The 17,784-nt window shown below is 67.0% G+C and carries 13 protein-coding genes; 4 read left to right on the forward strand and 9 right to left on the reverse strand.

The genetic code is table 11. The annotated features are described in order from the left end of the window. The first annotated feature begins 5 nt into the window (after nt 1–5). Nucleotides 6–752: a KilA-N domain-containing protein gene (locus tag AC5P6H_RS02980; RefSeq protein ID WP_014648638.1), complete on the forward strand. Its 747-nt coding sequence runs from the start codon at nt 6–8 to the stop codon at nt 750–752. 74 nt (nt 753–826) lie between these two features. Here the strand turns inward: AC5P6H_RS02980 and AC5P6H_RS02985 are convergent, their stop codons facing one another. From AC5P6H_RS02985 to AC5P6H_RS03025, 9 genes are all read right to left on the reverse strand, one after another. Beyond that, complete coding sequence (locus tag AC5P6H_RS02985) at nt 827–1,186, reverse strand: hypothetical protein (protein WP_014648639.1); 360 nt, start codon at nt 1,184–1,186, stop codon at nt 827–829. Nucleotides 1,187–1,239: 53 nt separating this feature from the next. After that, nucleotides 1,240–1,656: a roadblock/LC7 domain-containing protein gene (locus AC5P6H_RS02990; protein ID WP_014648640.1), complete on the reverse strand. Its 417-nt coding sequence runs from the start codon at nt 1,654–1,656 to the stop codon at nt 1,240–1,242. After that, entirely contained in the window at nt 1,649–2,197 is a 549-nt protein-coding gene (locus tag AC5P6H_RS02995; protein ID WP_197604940.1) for a GTP-binding protein, read from the reverse strand. Before AC5P6H_RS02995 ends, AC5P6H_RS02990 begins: the two co-directional genes overlap by 8 nt. After that, on the reverse strand, nt 2,190–3,155 hold the full coding sequence (locus tag AC5P6H_RS03000; RefSeq protein WP_014648642.1) for a hypothetical protein: 966 nt from the start codon (nt 3,153–3,155) through the stop codon (nt 2,190–2,192). The genes AC5P6H_RS02995 and AC5P6H_RS03000 overlap by 8 nt, the downstream gene beginning before the upstream one ends. Before the next feature lie 316 nt (nt 3,156–3,471). After that, complete coding sequence (locus tag AC5P6H_RS03005; RefSeq protein WP_046432822.1) at nt 3,472–5,694, reverse strand: NADP-dependent isocitrate dehydrogenase; 2,223 nt, start codon at nt 5,692–5,694, stop codon at nt 3,472–3,474. Between the two features lie 357 nt (nt 5,695–6,051). Beyond that, nucleotides 6,052–6,564 carry a hypothetical protein gene (locus AC5P6H_RS03010; RefSeq protein ID WP_014648644.1) on the reverse strand — a complete coding sequence of 171 codons (513 nt, stop codon included), beginning with the start codon at nt 6,562–6,564 and terminating at the stop codon, nt 6,052–6,054. A gap of 45 nt (nt 6,565–6,609) precedes the next feature. Continuing rightward, complete coding sequence (locus tag AC5P6H_RS03015; protein ID WP_005419771.1) at nt 6,610–6,903, reverse strand: LysM peptidoglycan-binding domain-containing protein; 294 nt, start codon at nt 6,901–6,903, stop codon at nt 6,610–6,612. Nucleotides 6,904–7,188: 285 nt separating this feature from the next. Further along, the gene (gene queF / locus AC5P6H_RS03020; RefSeq protein ID WP_049439336.1) at nt 7,189–8,007 is read right to left on the reverse strand and encodes an NADPH-dependent 7-cyano-7-deazaguanine reductase QueF; all 819 of its coding nucleotides are present in this window, start codon (nt 8,005–8,007) and stop codon (nt 7,189–7,191) included. A 548-nt stretch (nt 8,008–8,555) separates the two neighbouring features. Then, nucleotides 8,556–9,875 (reverse strand): M20 family metallopeptidase, encoded by a 1,320-nt coding sequence (locus AC5P6H_RS03025; RefSeq protein WP_197604946.1) that lies wholly within the window; start codon nt 9,873–9,875, stop codon nt 8,556–8,558. A 186-nt stretch (nt 9,876–10,061) separates the two neighbouring features. Between AC5P6H_RS03025 and AC5P6H_RS03030 the strand changes: the two genes are divergently transcribed. The 3 genes from AC5P6H_RS03030 (at nt 10,062) to AC5P6H_RS03040 (ending at nt 17,768) form a co-directional block, all read left to right on the forward strand. After that, the gene (locus AC5P6H_RS03030; protein WP_014648647.1) at nt 10,062–11,306 is read left to right on the forward strand and encodes an efflux RND transporter periplasmic adaptor subunit; all 1,245 of its coding nucleotides are present in this window, start codon (nt 10,062–10,064) and stop codon (nt 11,304–11,306) included. 74 nt (nt 11,307–11,380) lie between these two features. Further along, nucleotides 11,381–14,614, forward strand: a complete 3,234-nt coding sequence (locus tag AC5P6H_RS03035) for an efflux RND transporter permease subunit (protein WP_049440059.1) — start codon at nt 11,381–11,383, stop codon at nt 14,612–14,614. Nucleotides 14,615–14,645: 31 nt separating this feature from the next. Continuing rightward, the gene (locus AC5P6H_RS03040; RefSeq protein WP_142235103.1) at nt 14,646–17,768 is read left to right on the forward strand and encodes an efflux RND transporter permease subunit; all 3,123 of its coding nucleotides are present in this window, start codon (nt 14,646–14,648) and stop codon (nt 17,766–17,768) included. The last annotated feature ends 16 nt before the right edge of the window (nt 17,769–17,784 follow it).

The raw sequence follows: 17,784 nt of genomic DNA on the forward strand, positions 1-17,784 counted from the left end.
GACGCATGCAGCAAATGACCTTTATTCCGCGCGTGGAGGAAGGCAACGTCATCCCGCAGCGCGCCCGCGACGGCTACATCAGCGCGACCGCCCTGTGCCAGTCCGTCGGCAAGCGCTGGTCCGACTACCGGGCACTGAAATCGACGGAGGAGTTCCTGCAGGAGCTCATGGCGCAGACGAAGCTGTCCGAGAATGAGCTGATCCACGTGGTATCCGGTGGGAACCCGGCCATGCAGGGCACCTGGATCCACCCCTACCTCGCCATCCACCTCGGCCAGTGGCTGTCGCGCAGGTTCGCAGTGAAGGTCTCGCAGTGGGTGGTGGAATGGCAGCAGGGTCGCGCCAATGCGTTGCTGCCCGTGCACATCGACCGCTACATGCAGAACCGTGCCAAGGTGCCGTACACCCATTTCTCGATGCTCAACGAGCTGACGTTGAACCTGATCGCACCGCTGGAGCAGGCGGGCTATACGCTCCCGCAGGCGCTGGTGCCGGACATCTCCGAAGGCCGACTGTTCTGCAAATGGCTGAGGGATCATCGCGGCGTCGACACCGATGCGCTGCCCACGTATGACCACGCCTACCCGGACGGCCGCACGGTGCAGGCCAAGCTGTATCCCAACGAGTTCTACGAGGACTTCCGCCGCCACTTCAACGAAGTGTGGCTGCCAGATCATGCGCCCAGATACTTCGCCGCACGCGACAGCAAGGCTCTCTCGTTCGTCTCTGCACTGCTGCTTCCAGCAGCCTGAAGGCAGCGCCGAACGTGCTCGGCTGCTTCGGCTGGAAGCAGCCGAGCATGGTCCGGCGCTACGGAGGCGGCCGCTCAGATCGCCAGTTCGGCCTCCACGTCCTGCACCTTGCGCCGGGCCAATGCCAGGTTGGACTTGGTACGGTCCAGCACGATGTAGAAGAACAGGCCCTTCTTCTTCGCCACCGGGCGCATGATGTGGTACGCCTTGCCCAGCGAGATCAGGATGTCCTCGATGCTGTCGTTGAGGTTCAGCGATGCGGCGGTCTTCATCTTCGCGCGGATCACTTCGGTATTGCCGGCGGCGGCCACTTCCATGTCCATGCCGGCACCGGCTTCGCCCAGCAGCATGCCACTTTCGTAATCGACCAGCGCCACTGCCTGCGCGCCGTCGATGCCCATCAGTGCGTTCAACGAATCATTCAATCCAGCCACGTCGCACCCCTTGTCGATGTTGGTCCGAGCCCCTTGTTCCCCTGCGGCCGGGCTCACGATCCGCCGAGTTCGGCCAGGATCGCCTGGCCACATTCCCTGCTCTGCCACAGCACCTGGCCGATCACGCTGCGCTGGTCGCAGGCCGCCATCAGCAGCAACGGTGCGCGCCCTTCGGCCTGGATCGCCAGCATCAGCACCTTTCCGCCCGCCGCTTCCAGCATCAGTGTCTGCAGATCGCCCAGCACCAGTTCGCGCCCGACCGCCGCAGCCAGCGCCAGCATCGCGCTGGTCATCGCCGCCAGCCGTTCGCCGCGCCCTTCGGCGCCGGCGCTGACCAGGGCAAAGCCATCGACGCTGGCCAGCACGACCGTGCGCACGCCTTCGACCCGCTGCTGCAGGTCCTGCAGCAGGGGCTGCAGGCGCTCACGCTGACCGGCGTCGGGCAGTACCGCCAGCTGCCCGTCAGCCATGTGCAGCCACCAGTGCGTGCGCTTCCATTTCGCTCATCAGTACATCCATCAGCAGCAGTCCCTGTCCTCGGTCACGGGCATCCACGGCCAGCAGCGGCAGCGGCTGGTCGTCAAGGCAGGCACGGATGGCCCAGTCATCCAGTGCGGCCTGCGGTGCCTGGTCCAGGTGGGTGACCGCCACGACCAGTGCCAAGGATGATGCGAACGGCTGCAGCACCTGCAGATAGCCTTCCAGCTCGCTGGCCAGGCCGGCGCGGCGCGCATCCAGCAGCAGCACCGCGCCACGCGCGCCCTGCAGCAGGATCGGCCACAGGAAATCGAAACGCTGCTGGCCGGGTGTGCCGTAGAGACGCAGGCGTTCGCCGTTGGGCAGGTCGATGTCTGCATAGTCCAGCGCCACGGTGGTGGAGGCCTTGTCGGCGCCGAGGCGATCAGTGTTGGCCACATCCGTGTCGACCACCGCGCCAGCCGCGATGCTGCGTACCAGCGTCGACTTGCCGCTGCCCATGCCGCCCAGCACGACCACCTTGTGCTCACGCATTGCGCTCGCTCCCGCGCAGGTGCCGCCACAGGCGGGCGAGCAGTCCGTTGTCGGTGCGGGTGCCACCTGCCGCCATCATCAGCGTCGCCGGGGCGGCCTGCAGCTGCGCGTAGCCACACAGATAGGCGGCATGGATGAAATCGCGAACGGCCGCCGCCGGCAGTTCGAGCAGCATCGTGCATTCCTCAACCGTACACGCACGCTTGAGCAGCAGCGAGCACAGGCGGAAGCCATCGTGGTCATGGCCCAGTACGCGGAAGTCCGGCCAGCGCAGCAGCTTCACCGAGGCGCCGCGCAGGCGCTCGTCCAGCGCCTGCCAATGGCGGCTGCGTTGCGCCCATTGCCACAGCAGTGGCCGCAGCGGCTGGCGTGGCCGCTCGCCGGCCAGGGCCTGCAGGCGCGCCGGTGTCAGCGCGTCCAGCTGCAGGCGCTCAAAGGCATCGGCCAGCCGCTCCACCAGCGCCGCAGCCGGCTCCTGCAACAGCACGGCCTGATCGTGCTCCAGATCCATCAGCAGCAGAGGCTCGCCTGCATCACCCAGCAGTGCCTGGCCCTGTCGCAGCGGCAGCCGCTCGCGCAGCAGACGGGTGATGGCGTGCGCGCCATCTGCCAGGCGGATCGGCGCAGGTGTCTGCATGACCAGGGGCTCCGGTGCCAACTGCATGCGACGCAACGCGCGACCGATGGCACCGTCATCAAGCACGTCCTGATGCCCGTCGCCATCACGCAGCTGGCCGCCGATGTCCTCGATCCAGCACTGCAGGCGCGGACGTTGCTGTCGCATGCGCTGGGCGGCGTTGCGCAGCGCCGGGGTATCGCGGATGACCAGCAGATCACAATCGTCCAGATCCTGGCTGCGGCGGACCTGGCCATCCGGCAGCGCCGAGGCCAGGCGCAGCCGTTGCAGCAGGGCCTGCTCGCCCTGGATATCGGTTCCCACTACCAGCACGCGTGCCATCCGTGTTCCCCGTGCGGCCACCTCCCCGGTGGCCTCGCGTCGCCAAGGCTAGGGCATCGCCAGCGGCGGCCGTCGTGATCGATTGCTCAGATTCAAGGCGACTGCGAAACCGCGCCGATCCATTCTGCGACCGCCATCGCGGGCAAGTTTCATGCCCCGTTGACGGCATTCCGACGACCGACGGATGTCACGGTTCTGGACACGGGTCGAATGGGGTCAGATCCCTTTTGCTTGCAAAAGGGATCTGACCCCAGCGCCATAAAAAGAAACCCGCGCCGAAGCGCGGGTTCCGGTGTCACGGCCGAACGGCAGTGGATCAGCCGCGCAGCTGTTCCAGCGCGGCGTTGAAGGTCGCGCTCGGGCGCATCGCCTTGCTGGCCTTGGCCACGTCCGGGCGGTAGTAGCCGCCGATGTCCACGGCCTTGCCCTGCACTGCGATCAGCTCTTCGACGATCTTCTGCTCGTTGTCGGTCAGCGTCTTGGCCAGCGGGGCGAAGCGCGCCTTCAGGGCGGCGTCCTCGTCCTGCGCGGCCAGGGCCTGGGCCCAGTACAGCGCGATGTAGAAGTGGCTGCCACGGTTGTCGATGCCACCCAGCTTGCGCGATGGCGACTTGTCGTTGTCCAGGAACTGGCCGTTGGCTTCGTCCAGCGCCTTGGCCAGCACACGGGCAGCGGCGTTGTCGTAGCGGTTGCCCAGGTGTTCCAGCGACGCGGCCAAGGCCAGGAACTCACCCAGCGAATCCCAACGCAGGTAGTCCTCTTCAACGAACTGCTGCACGTGCTTCGGGGCCGAACCACCGGCACCGGTCTCGAACAGGCCGCCACCGGCCATCAGCGGCACGATCGACAGCATCTTGGCGCTGGTGCCCAGTTCCATGATCGGGAACAGGTCGGTCAGGTAGTCACGCAGCACGTTGCCGGTCACCGAGATGGTGTCCTCGCCCTTGCGGATGCGGTCCAGCGAGAACGCGGTGGCTTCCACCGGCGGCAGGATGCGGATGTCCAGGCCGGTGGTGTCGTGGTCCTTCAGGTACTGCTCGACCTTGGCGATGACCTGCGCGTCGTGGGCGCGGGCGGCGTCCAGCCAGAACACGGCCGGGGTGCTGCTCAGGCGGGCGCGCTCGACGGCCAGCTTGACCCAGTCCTGGATCGGCGCGTCCTTGGTCTGGCACATGCGCCAGATGTCACCGGCTTCCACGGCGTGCTCGAACACCACGGCGCCGGCATCATCGGTGACCTTGACCACGCCATCGGCGGCGATCTGGAAGGTCTTGTCGTGCGAGCCGTACTCCTCGGCCTTCTGCGCCATCAGGCCGACGTTCGGCACCGAACCCATGGTGGCCGGGTCGAAGGCACCGTGCGCCTTGCAGTCGTCGATGACGGCCTGGTACACGCCGGCGTAGCAGCGGTCCGGAATGACCGCCTTGGTGTCCTGTAGCTTGCCTTCGGCATTCCACATCTTGCCCGAGTCGCGGATCATCGCCGGCATCGAGGCGTCGACGATCACGTCGCTCGGCACGTGCAGGTTGGTGATGCCCTTGTCCGAATTGACCATGGCCACGCCCGGGCGCTGCGCGTACTCGGCGGCCAGGTCGGCCTCGATCGCGGCGCGGGTGGCTTCAGGCAGCGACGGCAGGCGCGCAGCCAGGTCACCAATGCCGTTGTTGGCATCGAAACCGGCCTGCTTCAGCACGTCGGCGTGCTTGGTCAGTACGTCCTTGTAGAACTCGTTCACCGCCACGCCGAACATGATCGGGTCGGAGACCTTCATCATGGTCGCCTTCAGGTGCAGCGAGAACAGCACGCCCTGGGCCTTGGCATCGGCAATCTGCTCGCCGATGAACGCGGCCAGTGCCTTGCGGCTCATGACGGCGGCATCGACGATCTCGCCCGCCTTCACTGCGGTCTTTTCCTTCAGCACCACGGCGCTGCCGTCCTTGCCGTGGAAGGTGATCTTCAGCGAACCGGCGTTGGCCAGGGTGGCCGACTTCTCGCTGCCGTAGAAGTCACCGGCGGCCATGTGCGCGACGTGCGACTTCGAATCCGACGCCCAGGCGCCCATGCGGTGCGGATGCTTGCGCGCGTAGTTCTTCACCGACAGCGGTGCACGGCGGTCGGAGTTGCCTTCGCGCAGCACCGGGTTCACCGCACTGCCCTTGACCTTGTCGTAGCGCGCCTTGTAGTCGCGCTGCTGGTCGTCGGCCGGGGTTTCCGGGTAATCCGGCAGCGGATAGCCCTGGTCCTGCAGTTCCTTGATGGCCGCCTTCAGCTGCGGCACCGAGGCGGAGATGTTCGGCAGCTTGATGATGTTGGCGTCCGGGGTGGTCGCCAGCTGGCCCAGCTCGGCCAGGTCGTCGCTGACCTTCTGCGCGTCGCTGAGCAGTTCAGGGAACAGCGACAGGATGCGGCCGGACAGCGAGATGTCACGGGTTTCCACCACGATGCCTGCGGTGGCGGTGTAGGCGCCGACGATCGGCAGCAGCGACTGGGTGGCCAGGAACGGTGCTTCGTCGGTCAGCGTGTAGAGGATCTTGGACATGGGGGACTTGGACTCTGTAGCAGTGCTCAGGGGAAGGCCGGCGCCAGCGCCGGGCCACGTGCAACCGTGTCGCGCGCGGGGCCGGGCCCCACGCTTTCCCCCGTCGCCGTCAGGGTGGGCGCGCGGCGGGGAAACCCCTGCATTGTCGCGTTTTCAGCCGCGCGGGGCAAAGCTGTGCCATACGCGGCGGTACTGCACGGCGGCAACGCTGTGATCCATCCGCGCCAGGATGAAGCCCCCCACAGCATCAGCAGATCCACGCCATGCGTGGATGAAGCCAGCCATCGCCCAACAAAAAAGGACGCAGCCTCGCGGCTGCGTCCATCGTGAGCCCTGCCGGGAGAGAGTCGGCAGGACTTACTTGACCTCGAACTCCTGCGGCGTTCCGGCCGCCTTGCCATCGACGGTGACCTCGGCGCGGTACTTGCCGGCCGGCCAGCCCTTTGCATTCTTGAACGTGACGTTGGTGGTTTCCGCACCACTGGTGTTCAGGGTGGCGTTCTGTTCGCCGGCTACCTGGCCGTCCTGATAGGTCAGCTTGGCGCCAACGGTGACGTTGTTGGCAGCGCCGTCGGTCTTGACCGAGACGATGATGTCATCCTTCGGTGCGAACAAAGCCGTCGTCGCAACCGACTTGTCGGCGGCGGCGGTCTTGCCGACGGTGACCGACGAGACGTTGACCGCAGCGGCTTCGGCCATCGGCGGCGGTGCGCCGGTCATCGGCGCGGGAGCTGCGGGTTCGGCCGGGGCGGTCGCTGCCGGAGCGGCGTTGCTGTCGGTCGACTCTTCCTTCTTCTTGCAACCGACCAGAGCAACGCTGCCCAGCAGGGCGGCGATCAGGGCGGTCTGTAGCGGGGTGGTCTTGATCATTCGGGGTTCCTCCCAGGGATTGTCGGACGGCGTTCGATGGCCGGCTTACTTCGGCGGCAGTTTCAGGGTCTGGCCCGGGAAGATCTTGTCCGGGTCATCAAGCACATCGCGGTTGGCTTCGAAGATCTTTTTCCAGGCATTGGCGTCGCCCAGATGCTGCTTGGCGATCTTCGACAGCGAGTCACCCTTCTGCACGGTATAGGTGCCGCCGCTGACAACGTCTGCGGTGCTGTCCACCGAAGCGCTGACGCCGGAGAAGTCCGCCTTCGGCACCTGCTCGGCGGTACTGTCGACACTGCCACTGACGCCGGAGAAATCGGCTTTCTTCTCGGTACTCATCCACAACTCCCGTCTGCATGACTACGTGATTCGCACGGTGCCATGGAGGTTGTTAAATGGGGATGGTGCAGATGTGAAGCCGCCCCCCGGGGCGGCTGAACAATCGGGGGAATGGACGCCCGGTAGTGCCGGCCGCTGGCCGGCTGTGCCAGGGGGATCCGGCCTTGGCCGATTGCCGGCCAGCGGCCGGCTCTACCCGTAACCACCTGCGAATCATGGTAGTGCCGGCCGCTGGCCGGCGCTCGCCGGGCATGGCCCGGCGCAACGGGCAACCGCCTATGGCGGTTACTGCCGCAGTTCGCGGTAGGTCGCGGCCGGGGCGGCGATGCCCGGGCTGGCACGCCAGGGGTTGATATCCAGGCCGCCACGACGGGTGTAGCGGGCCTCCACTTCCAGCCACTGCGGCTGGCAGCGCGCAGACACCTCGCTGAAGATCCGTTCAACACACTGCTCGTGGAACTCGGCGTGCTCGCGGTAGCTGACCAGGTAACGCAGCAGGCCGGCGCGGTCGATCTTCGGCCCGCGGTAGCGCAGGCTGACCGTGGCCCAGTCCGGCTGGCCGGTAACCGGGCAGTTGGACTTCAGCAGCGCCGAGACCAGGGTTTCCTCCACCACCTCGCCGGCATCAGCGGCGAGGAAGTCTGCCTGCGGCGGGCCGTAGCAGTCGATCTCCAGGTCCAGCCCATCGATGGATTCGCCGAGCGGCGTCTCACGCAGGCCCGGCAGGCCGAATTCGACCTCCACCGGCGCACCGGCGCAGGCCGACAGATCCGCCACGATGCGCGCGCGCAGTGCCTCGGCGCTGTCGATACGGGTGCTGTTGAGGGAGTTCAGGTACAGCTTGAACGACTTCGATTCGATCAACCGCGGCGAGGTGCACGGCACCTGCACGGTGGCGACGGCGACCTGCGGCTTGCCACGCGCGTCGAGCCAGCTCAGCTCGAAGGCATGCCAGCGGTCGTGGCCAACGAACGGCAGCGCGGCGTCATCGAGGCCGATCTCGGCGCGGGCGCCGCTGCGGGGGATGGGAAACAGCAGGCCGGGATCGTACTGCGACGGGTAACTGACCTCGCGACCGAGGCTGGAATCCTGTGGGGTGTTCATGGGCGCCATTGTATCGCGCGGACGGCGGGCCTTCGGCCGGGCTGGCCAACGGCGGAGCCCCTCCGTGGTGGGGTTGGTGGGTCGTCGAAAGCCTGGGTTCCGGGTGTGGGCCAGGCGGGCGGGATGGGCGGGGACGCCGTGAACCCATCCCTGGGGGCTTAGCCGCGCCATCCATGGCGCGGATACCCCGCCCATCCCACCCGCCCGGCCCTCCGACACATTTCTGTCGCCGATCCACCACGGGAAAGATCAGGAAAATCAAAATCAGAATCCGATCCTTCAGACGTTCATGACGTCCGCCGTGCCGACCAACGGTCGGCACCCACCAACAGCAGCGGGCACCAACAGCCGCGGGAAACTGTCGAAGGCGGGGTGGGTCCGGTTGAGGGGGTGTCCGCGGCATGGATGCCGCGGCCAAGCCCCCGGGGACGGGTTTACGGCGTCCCCCTCAACCGGACCCACCCCGCCATCCCACGGAATGCCCGCTGTTGACGTTGACGTTGCCGTTGATCCAAGCGGGTGCAGGGCTGCAAGCCCTGCGGAAACCCTCACTCCGCCGGGGTGCCGGCACCGTGCAGGTAATCCAGGCTCACCTGCAGCAGCGCGCGGAACCCGACATCCAGCGCCTTCTCATCCAGCAGGAACTTCGGCGAATGGTTGGCCGGCGCCGTTGCCGGGTCGATGCCCGCGCTGGTGGAGCCGACGAAGAAGAACATGCCCGGCACTTCCTTCGCGTACAGCGAGAAATCTTCCGCACCCATCTGCAGCGGTGGCTCGTATACGTTGTCCTTGCCCACCACCGCCTGCAGGCTCGGCAGCATCTTCGCGGTCAGTGCCGGGTTGTTCACCGTGGCCGGGTTGCCATCGGCTTCGTAGATCTCGGTCACCGCCTTGGCACCATGCGCGGCGGCGGTGTGCTCGGCCACGCTGCGCAGGTCGGCGAAGATCTGCTGGCGCATGCCTTCGTCGAAGGTGCGGATGGTGCCGACCATCTCCACTTCATCGGGAATGATGTTGTAGCGGATGCCGCCGTTGATCGCGCCGAAGGTCAGCACTGCCGGCTGCTTGGACAGGTTGGCGCGGCGGCTGACGATGGTCTGCGCGGTGCCCACCAGGTCGGCGGTGGCGACGATCGGATCAACCCCGTTCCACGGCGCCGAACCATGCGTCTGGCGGCCGATCACCTTGATCCCGAACCGGTCCGAGGCCGCCATCAACGGGCCACCGCGCACCGCGATCTGACCCACCTGCACGCTGGAGAACACATGCAGGCCGAACACCGCTTCCGGCTTGAAATCGGCGAACAGGCCTTCCTTCAGCATGAGTGCCGCACCACCCTCTTCCGGCGGCGGTGCGCCCTCCTCGGCCGGCTGGAAGATCAGCATCACCTGGCCCGGCAGGTCCTTCTTCATCGACACCAGTGCTTCGGCCACGCCGAGCAGGGTCGCGGTGTGCGCGTCATGGCCACAGGCATGCATCACGCCCACGGTCTGCCCGCGGTACTGGTCAGTGGCCTTGGAGGCGAACGGCAGGCCGGTCTGCTCGGTCACCGGCAGCGCGTCCATGTCGGCGCGCAGGGCGATCTTCGGCCCCGGCTTGCCGCCCTCGATGATCGCAACCACGCCGTGGTGGGCGATGCCGGTCTTCGGCTTCAGGCCCATCGCACGCAGGCGCTTGGCGACCTCGGCCGAGGTGCGCGCCTCGCGGTTGGACAACTCCGGATGCTGGTGGAAATCGCGGCGCCATTCGACCACCTTGGCCTGCAGCCGCTGCGCGGCGGCGGTCACTTCCGGGCGCTGCCCGTCCTGGGCGTGGGCAAGGGCCGGCAGGGCCAGCAGCAGGGCGGACAGCAGCAGCGAACGGCGCATCGCAATCTCCACAGCAGAAGGGTTCCAGCTGAATGTAGGGCAACACCGCCGCCACGGGAACCTCCGGCGCTCGATCCGGTCTTAGCGCCCGTCCCATCCGTCATGCAGGAAACGTGATGTGGCACAGGTATGCTTTGCGCATTGCCCCGGCGTCCCGCCTGGTCCAGCCCTCTCGGAGTCCTCGTAATGTCACGTGTTTGGAAGATCGTGCTGCTGGTCGTGGCAGTGCTGGTGCTGGCCGTGGTCGGCCTGCGCGTCATGGGCGGGGGCAAGGACAAGGCCGGTGGTGCAGCTGCGGGGGCGCGCCAGGGCGGCGAGGATCCGAATGCCGGTCCAGTACCGGTGACCGTGGTGGAGGCCACGCGCCAGGACGTGCCGGTGTATGCCAGCGCGCTGGGCACGGTGACTGCGATGAACACCGTTACCGTCAGCCCGCAGGTCGGCGGCCAGCTGATGAGCCTGAATTTCCGCGAAGGCCAGGAAGTGAAGCAGGGTGACGTGCTGGCGGTGATCGATCCGCGCACGGCCCAGGCCAGCTATGACCAGGCCGCCGCAGCCAAGCGCCAGAACGAAGCCCTGCTGGCCACTGCGCGCTCCAACTTCCAGCGCTCGAACGCGCCTGAGTATCGCCAGTACGTCGCCAAGACCGATCTGGATACACAGCGAAACCAAGTGGCACAGTACGAAAGCGCCGTGGCCGCCAACGAGGCCAGCATGCGTTCGGCGCAGGTGCAGCTGCAGTACACCAAGGTCACCGCACCGATCTCCGGCATCGCCGGCATCCGCGCGGTCGACGCGGGCAACGTGGTCAACGCCGGCACCGCGCTGGTCACGCTGACCCAGATCCATCCGATCCACGTGCTGTTCAACCTGCCCGAGCGCCAGCTCGGCGACGTGCGCCAGGCGCAGGCCGCCGGCACGGTGCCGGTGGCCGCGCTGGACCGTGCCGATTCGCATGTGTTGTCCGGCGACGGCAAGCTCGACGTGGTCGACAACCTGATCAGTGCCGACAGCGGCACGTTCAAGGCGCGTGCGATTTTCGACAACACCGACAACGGCCTGTGGCCGGGCCAGTTCGTCAACGTGCGCATGCAGCTGCGCACGATCGCCGGTGGTGTGGTCATCCCCACCCAGGCGGTGCTGCGTGGCCCGGATGGCGAGTACGTCTACATCGTGCAGGGCGACAACACGGTAAAGATGCAGACGGTGCGCAGCGGCGTGGAAGTGGGCGACAGCCAGGTGCAGATCGCCGAAGGCCTGAAGGGCGGCGAGCGGGTGGTCAGTGAAGGCCAGTTCCGCCTGAAGCCGGGCAGCAAGGTCACCGCGCTGAAGCCGGGCGAGACCCCGGCCGCACCGACCGAGGCCGAACTGAAGGCGGCCGAGCAGAAGAACGCAGGCGGCGGTGGCCGTCGCGGTGGTGGCCCGCGCTGAGCGCAGGCCACTGATCTCCCTCGCGCCGGCATACCCGCCGGCGCCGACATTGAAGTGCCAGCAAGGATCAGTCCGTGGGCTTTTCGACGATCTTCATCCGCCGCCCGATCGCCACCTCGCTGTTGATGGCGGGCCTGTTGCTGCTGGGCATCCTCGGTTACCGCAAGCTGCCGGTGTCGGCGCTGCCGGAAATCGATGCGCCCAGCCTGGTGGTCACCACCCAGTACCCCGGTGCCAACGCCACCACCATGGCTTCGCTGGTCACTACCCCGCTGGAGCGCCAGTTCGGGCAGATTTCCGGGTTGGAGCTGATGACCTCCGACTCGTCGGCCGGGTTGTCGACGATCATCCTGCAGTTCTCGATGGACCGCGACATCGACATCGCCGCGCAGGACGTGCAGGCGGCGATCCGCCAGGCCACCCTGCCCTCGTCGCTTCCCTACCAGCCGGTCTACAACCGGGTGAATCCGGCCGACGCGGCCATCGTCACCCTGAAGCTGACCTCCGACACGCGCCCGCTGCGCGACGTCAACAATTACGCCGACTCGATCCTGGCCCAGCGCCTGTCGCAGGTGCAGGGCGTGGGACTGGTGTCGATCGCCGGCAACGTGCGCCCTGCCGTGCGCATCCAGGTCAATCCGGCGCAGCTGTCGAACATGGGCCTGACCCTGGAGCAGCTGCGCAGCGCACTGACCCAGGCCAACGTCAATGCGCCCAAGGGCTCGTTGAACGGCAAGACGCAGTCCTACAGCATCGGCACCAACGACCAGCTGGCCAGCGCCGCCGAGTACCGCGACACGATCATCAGCTACAAGAACGGCCGCCCGGTGCGGCTGTCGGACGTGGCCGAGGTGATCGATGGCGTGGAGAACGACCAGCTGGCCGCCTGGGCCGATGGAAAGCCGGCGGTGCTGCTGGAAGTCCGGCGCCAGCCTGGTGCCAACATCGTGCAGACCGTCGAGCGCATCCGCGCGATCCTGCCGCAGCTGCAGGGCGTGCTGCCGGCCGACGTGCACCTGGAGATCTTCAACGACCGTACCGAGACCATCCGCGCCTCGGTGCATGAAGTGCAGTTCACCCTGATCCTCACCATCGGCCTGGTGGTGGCGGTGATCTTCGTGTTCCTGCGCCGGTTGTGGGCCACGATCATCCCGTCGGTGGCAGTGCCGTTGTCGCTGGCCGGCACCTTCGCGGTGATGGCGTTCGCCGGCATGTCGCTGGACAACCTCTCGCTGATGGCGCTGGTGGTGGCCACCGGCTTCGTGGTCGACGATGCGATCGTGATGATCGAGAACATCGTGCGCTACATCGAGCAGGGCAAGAGTGGCAAGGAAGCGGCCGAGATCGGCGCGCGCCAGATCGGCTTCACCGTGCTGTCGCTGACCGTCTCGCTGGTGGCGGTGTTCCTGCCGCTGCTGCTGATGCCCGGCGTCACCGGACGCCTGTTCCACGAGTTCGCGTGGGTGCTGAGCATCGCGGTGGTGCTGTCGATGCTGATCTCGCTGACGCTCACCCCGATGATGTGTGCCTACCTGCTCAAGCCCGACGCCCTGCCCGAGGGCGAAGACGCGCATGAGCGCGCGGCAGCGGCCGGCAAGCAGAACCTGTGGACGCGCACCGTCGGCCTGTACGAGCACAGCCTGGACTGGGTGCTGGGCCACCAGCGCCTGACCCTGGCCGTGGCCGGTGGTGCACTGGTGCTGACCGTGCTGCTGTATGTGCTGATTCCCAAGGGCCTGCTGCCCGAACAGGACACCGGCCTGATCACCGGCGTGGTGCAGGCCGACCAGAACATCGCCTTCCCGCAGATGGAACAGCGCACCCGGCAGGTCGCCGAAGCACTGCGGCACGATCCGGATGTGACCGGCGTGTCGGCGTTCATTGGTGCCGGCAGCATGAACCCCACGCTCAACCAGGGCCAGCTGTCGATCGTGCTGAAGGAGCGCAGCCAGCGCGATGGCCTGGAGCAGATCCTGCCGCGCCTGCAGAAGGCGGTGGCCGGCATTCCCGGCGTGGCGCTGTACCTGAAGCCGGTGCAGGACGTGACCCTGGATACCCGCGTGGCCGCTACCGAGTACCAGTACTCGCTGTCGGACGTCGATTCGGCAACGGTGGCGACCCAGGCCACGCGCCTGACCGAAGCGCTGCGCAAGCGCCCGGAACTGGCTGACGTCGACAACAACCTGTCCAACCAGGGCCGCGCCCTGGAGCTGAACATCGACCGCGACAAGGCCAGTGTCCTGGGCGTGCCGATGCAGACCATCGACGACACGCTCTACGATGCGTTCGGCCAGCGCCAGATCTCCACCATCTTCACCGAGCTCAACCAGTATCGCGTGGTGCTGGAAGTGGCGCCGGAGTTCCGCACCAGCACCGCGTTGATGGAGCAGCTGGCGGTGGCCTCCAATGGCGCCGGCGCGCTGACCGGCACCAATGCCACCAGCTTCGGCCAGGTCACCTCGTCGAACTCGTCGACCGCCACCGGCATCGGCGCGCAGAACACCGGCATCACCGTCGGCGCAGGCAACATCATCCCGCTGTCGGCGCTGGCCGAAGGCAAGGTGAGCAGCGCGCCACTGGTGGTCAGCCACCAGCAGCAGCTGCCGGCGGTGACGGTCTCGTTCAACGTGGCGCCGGGCTATTCGCTGTCCGAAGCGGTGCGTGCAATCCAGGAGACCAAGGACAGCCTGGACATGCCCACCCACCTGCATGCCGAGTTCATCGGCAAGGCCGCCGAGTTCACTGGCAGCCAGACGGACGTGGTGTGGCTGCTGCTGGCCTCGCTGGTGGTGATCTACATCGTGCTGGGCGTGCTGTACGAGAGCTACATCCACCCGATCACGATCATCTCCACGCTGCCGCCGGCCGGTGTCGGCGCGCTGCTGGCGCTGATGCTGTGCGGCCTGAGCCTGTCGGTGGATGGCATCGTCGGCATCGTGCTGCTGATCGGCATCGTCAAGAAGAACGGCATCATGATGGTGGACTTCGCGATCGAGGCCCGCCGCGCCGGTGCCAACGCGCACGAAGCAATCCGCCGTGCCTGCCTGCTGCGCTTCCGCCCGATCATGATGACCACCGCCGCGGCCATGCTGGGCGCGCTGCCGCTGGCCCTGGGCACCGGGATCGGCTCGGAGCTGCGCCGCCCGCTGGGCATCGCCATCGTCGGCGGCCTGCTGCTGTCGCAGCTGGTCACGCTGTACACCACGCCGGTGATCTACCTGTACATGGAGCGCTTCTCCGAGTGGCTTGCCCGCCGCCGCGAGCAGCGTGCGTTGCGCGACGGGTCGCTGCAGGAGCCGCAGGCATGATCCACGCCCCGCTGCTGCGGGGGGCCGCGCGATGAACCTGTCCGGCCCCTTCATCCGCCGCCCGATCGGCACCGCGCTGCTGGCCATCGGCCTGTTCATGGTCGGCCTGATCTGCTACCTGCGCCTGGGCGTATCGGCACTGCCGAACATCGAGATCCCGGTGATCTTCGTGCATGCCAGCCAGTCCGGCGCCGATGCGGCGACCATGGCCTCCACGGTTACCGCGCCGCTGGAACGCCATCTCGGCCAGCTGCCGGGCATCGACCGCATGCGCTCGTCGAGCTCGGAAGGCAGCTCGCTGGTGTTCATGATCTTCCAGAGCGGCCACAACATCGATTCGGCCGCGCTGGACGTGCAGACGGCGATCAACTCGGCCCAGGCCGACCTGCCCTCGGGCATGGGCTCGCCGATGTACCAGAAGGCGAACCCGAACGATGACCCGGTGATCGCCATCGCGTTGACCTCGCAGACGCAGTCGGCCGATGAGCTGTACAACGTCGCCGATTCGCTGCTGGCGCAGCGCATCCGCCAGATCAGTGGCGTCGCCTCGGTCGACATCGCCGGCGCGTCGACGCCAGCGGTGCGCGTGGACGTCAACCTGCGCCTGATGAACGCGCTGGGCCTGACCGCCGATGACCTGCGCAATGCGGTGCGCGCGGCCAACGTGACCTCGCCCACCGGCTTCCTCAGCGACGGCAACACCACCACCGCGATCATCGCCAACGATTCGGTGGCGCGTGCGGCCGACTTCGCCGATCTGGTGGTCAAGACCCAGGGCGATGGCCGGGTGATCCGCCTGAAGGACATCGCCAACGTCTACGACGGCCAGCAGGATGCCTACCAGGCCGCGTGGTTCGACCACAAACCGGCGGTGGTGATGTACGTGTTCACCCGTGCCGGCGCCAACATCGTGGAGACCGTGGACCGGGTCAAGGCGCAGATCCCGACCCTGCGCGACTACCTGCAGCCAGGCACCACGATGACGCCGTACTTCGACCGTACGCCGACCATCCGCTCGTCGCTGCATGAAGTGCAGATCACGTTGCTGATCAGCCTGGCGATGGTGGTGCTGACCATGGCGCTGTTCCTGCGCCGGCTGGCACCGACGCTGATCGCCGCAGTGACCGTACCGCTGTCGCTGGCCGGTGCCGCGTTGGTGATGTACGTGATGGGCTTCACCCTGAACAACCTGAGCCTGCTGGCGCTGGTGATCGCGATCGGCTTCGTCGTGGACGATGCGATCGTGGTGATCGAGAACATCATGCGCCACCTCGATGAGGGCATGCCGCGCATGCAGGCGGCGCTGACCGGTGCGCGCGAGATCGGCTTCACCATCGTCTCGATCACCGCCTCGCTGGTCGCGGTGTTCATCCCGCTGCTGTTCGCCAGCGGCATGATGGGCGCGTTCTTCCGCGAGTTCACCGTCACCCTGGTGGCGGCCATCGTGGTCTCGATGATCGTTTCGCTGACGTTGACCCCGGCGCTGTGCAGCCGCTTCCTCAGCGCCCATGACCACAGCGCGCCGCCGTCGCGCTTCGGACGCTGGCTGGATGCCGGCCACGAGCGCATGCTGCGCATCTACACCGTGTTCCTGGACTTCTCGCTGCGCCACGCGCTGCTGCTGTCGCTGACGCCGCTGATCCTGATCGGCGCCACCATCTTCCTGTTCGGGGCGGTGAAGAAGGGCGCGTTCCCGCCGCAGGACACCGGCCTGATCTGGGGCCGCGCCAATTCCAGCGCCACCGTTTCCTTCGAGGACATGGTCGCCCGCCAGCGTCGCATCACCGACATGCTGATGGCCGACCCGGCAGTGAAAACCGTGGGTGTGCGCCTCGGCAGCGGCCGTCAGGGCTCCAGTGCACAGTTCAACATCGAGCTGAAGTCACGCAGCGACGGTCGCCGCGAAACCACCGCACATGCGTTGGCGCGACTCAGTGCCAAGGCCGATCGCTACCCCGACCTGCAGTTGCGCCTGCGCGCGATCCAGGACCTGCCCAGCAACGATGGCGGCGGTTCCAGCCAGGGCGCGCAGTACCGCATTTCCCTGCAGGGCAACGACCTGGCTGCTTTGCAGGAATGGCTGCCCAAGCTGCAGGCGGAACTGAAGAAGAACCCGAAGCTGCGTGACGTCGGCACCGACGTGGACAATGCCGGACTGCGCCAGAACATCCAGATCGACCGCGCCAAGGCCGCGCGCCTGGGCATCACTGTCGGCGCCATCGACGGCGCGCTGTACGGTGCGTTCGGCCAGCGCCAGATTTCCACCATCTATTCGGACATCAACCAGTACAGCGTGGTGGTCAACGCCCTGCCCTCGCAGACCGCCACCCCGGCGGCGCTGGATGAGGTGTATGTGCGTGCGCGCAACGGCGACATGGTGCCGATCACCGCGGTGGCCACGCAGATGCCCGGCCTGGCCCCCTCGCAGATCACCCACGAGAACCAGTACACGACGATGGACCTCAGCTACAACCTGGCTCCGAACGTGAGCATGGGTGAGGCCAAGGCGATCATCGATGCCACCGTCGCCGGCATGCGCATGCCTGGCGACATCCGCCTGGCCGACGATGCGGGCTTCGGCTTCAATTCAGATCCCAGCGACATGCTGATCCTGGTGTTTGCCGCGATCCTGACCGTCTACCTGGTGCTGGGCATGCTCTACGAGAGCCTGATCCACCCGGTCACCATCCTCTCCACGCTGCCGGCGGCGGGCGTCGGTGCGCTGCTGGCGTTGTTCGGCACCAACACCGAACTGTCGGTGATCTCGATGATCGCGCTGGTTCTGCTGATCGGCATCGTCAAGAAGAACGCGATCATGATGATCGACTTCGCCCTGGTGGCGCAGCGCGAGCATGGGCTGGCGCCGCGCGACGCCGCACGCGAGGCCAGCATCGTGCGCTTCCGCCCGATCATGATGACCACGATGGTCGCGATCCTGGCCGCCGTGCCGCTGGCGATCGGCCTGGGTGAAGGGTCCGAGCTGCGCCGCCCGCTGGGCATCGCGATGATCGGCGGCCTGCTGTTCTCGCAGAGCCTGACCCTTCTCAGCACGCCGGCGCTGTACGTGATCTTCTCGTGCCTGGCCGAGCGTTGGCGCGCACGCCGCGCACGCAGGCGCGAAGCCAAGCTGCTCAAGCGCGCGCAGCGGGCGTAGAAGGGCCCATCCACGC

It is taken from the genome of Stenotrophomonas sp. YJH_SMC_110 (assembly GCF_059369255.1).

Excerpts from the sequence above, each read along its gene's own strand:
- AC5P6H_RS03030 (WP_014648647.1), top strand. The coding sequence starts at position 10,062 with ATGTCACGTGTTTGGAAGATCGTGCTGCTGGTCGTGGCAGTGCTGGTG.
- AC5P6H_RS02990 (WP_014648640.1), bottom strand. The coding sequence starts at position 1,656 with ATGGCTGACGGGCAGCTGGCGGTACTGCCCGACGCCGGTCAGCGTGAG.
- AC5P6H_RS03025 (WP_197604946.1), bottom strand. The coding sequence starts at position 9,875 with ATGCGCCGTTCGCTGCTGCTGTCCGCCCTGCTGCTGGCCCTGCCGGCC.
- AC5P6H_RS02980 (WP_014648638.1), top strand. The coding sequence starts at position 6 with ATGCAGCAAATGACCTTTATTCCGCGCGTGGAGGAAGGCAACGTCATC.
- AC5P6H_RS03000 (WP_014648642.1), bottom strand. The coding sequence starts at position 3,155 with ATGGCACGCGTGCTGGTAGTGGGAACCGATATCCAGGGCGAGCAGGCC.
- queF (WP_049439336.1), bottom strand. The coding sequence starts at position 8,007 with ATGAACACCCCACAGGATTCCAGCCTCGGTCGCGAGGTCAGTTACCCG.
- AC5P6H_RS03015 (WP_005419771.1), bottom strand. The coding sequence starts at position 6,903 with ATGAGTACCGAGAAGAAAGCCGATTTCTCCGGCGTCAGTGGCAGTGTC.
- AC5P6H_RS02995 (WP_197604940.1), bottom strand. The coding sequence starts at position 2,197 with ATGCGTGAGCACAAGGTGGTCGTGCTGGGCGGCATGGGCAGCGGCAAG.
- AC5P6H_RS03010 (WP_014648644.1), bottom strand. The coding sequence starts at position 6,564 with ATGATCAAGACCACCCCGCTACAGACCGCCCTGATCGCCGCCCTGCTG.
- AC5P6H_RS03005 (WP_046432822.1), bottom strand. The coding sequence starts at position 5,694 with ATGTCCAAGATCCTCTACACGCTGACCGACGAAGCACCGTTCCTGGCC.
- AC5P6H_RS03040 (WP_142235103.1), top strand. The coding sequence starts at position 14,646 with ATGAACCTGTCCGGCCCCTTCATCCGCCGCCCGATCGGCACCGCGCTG.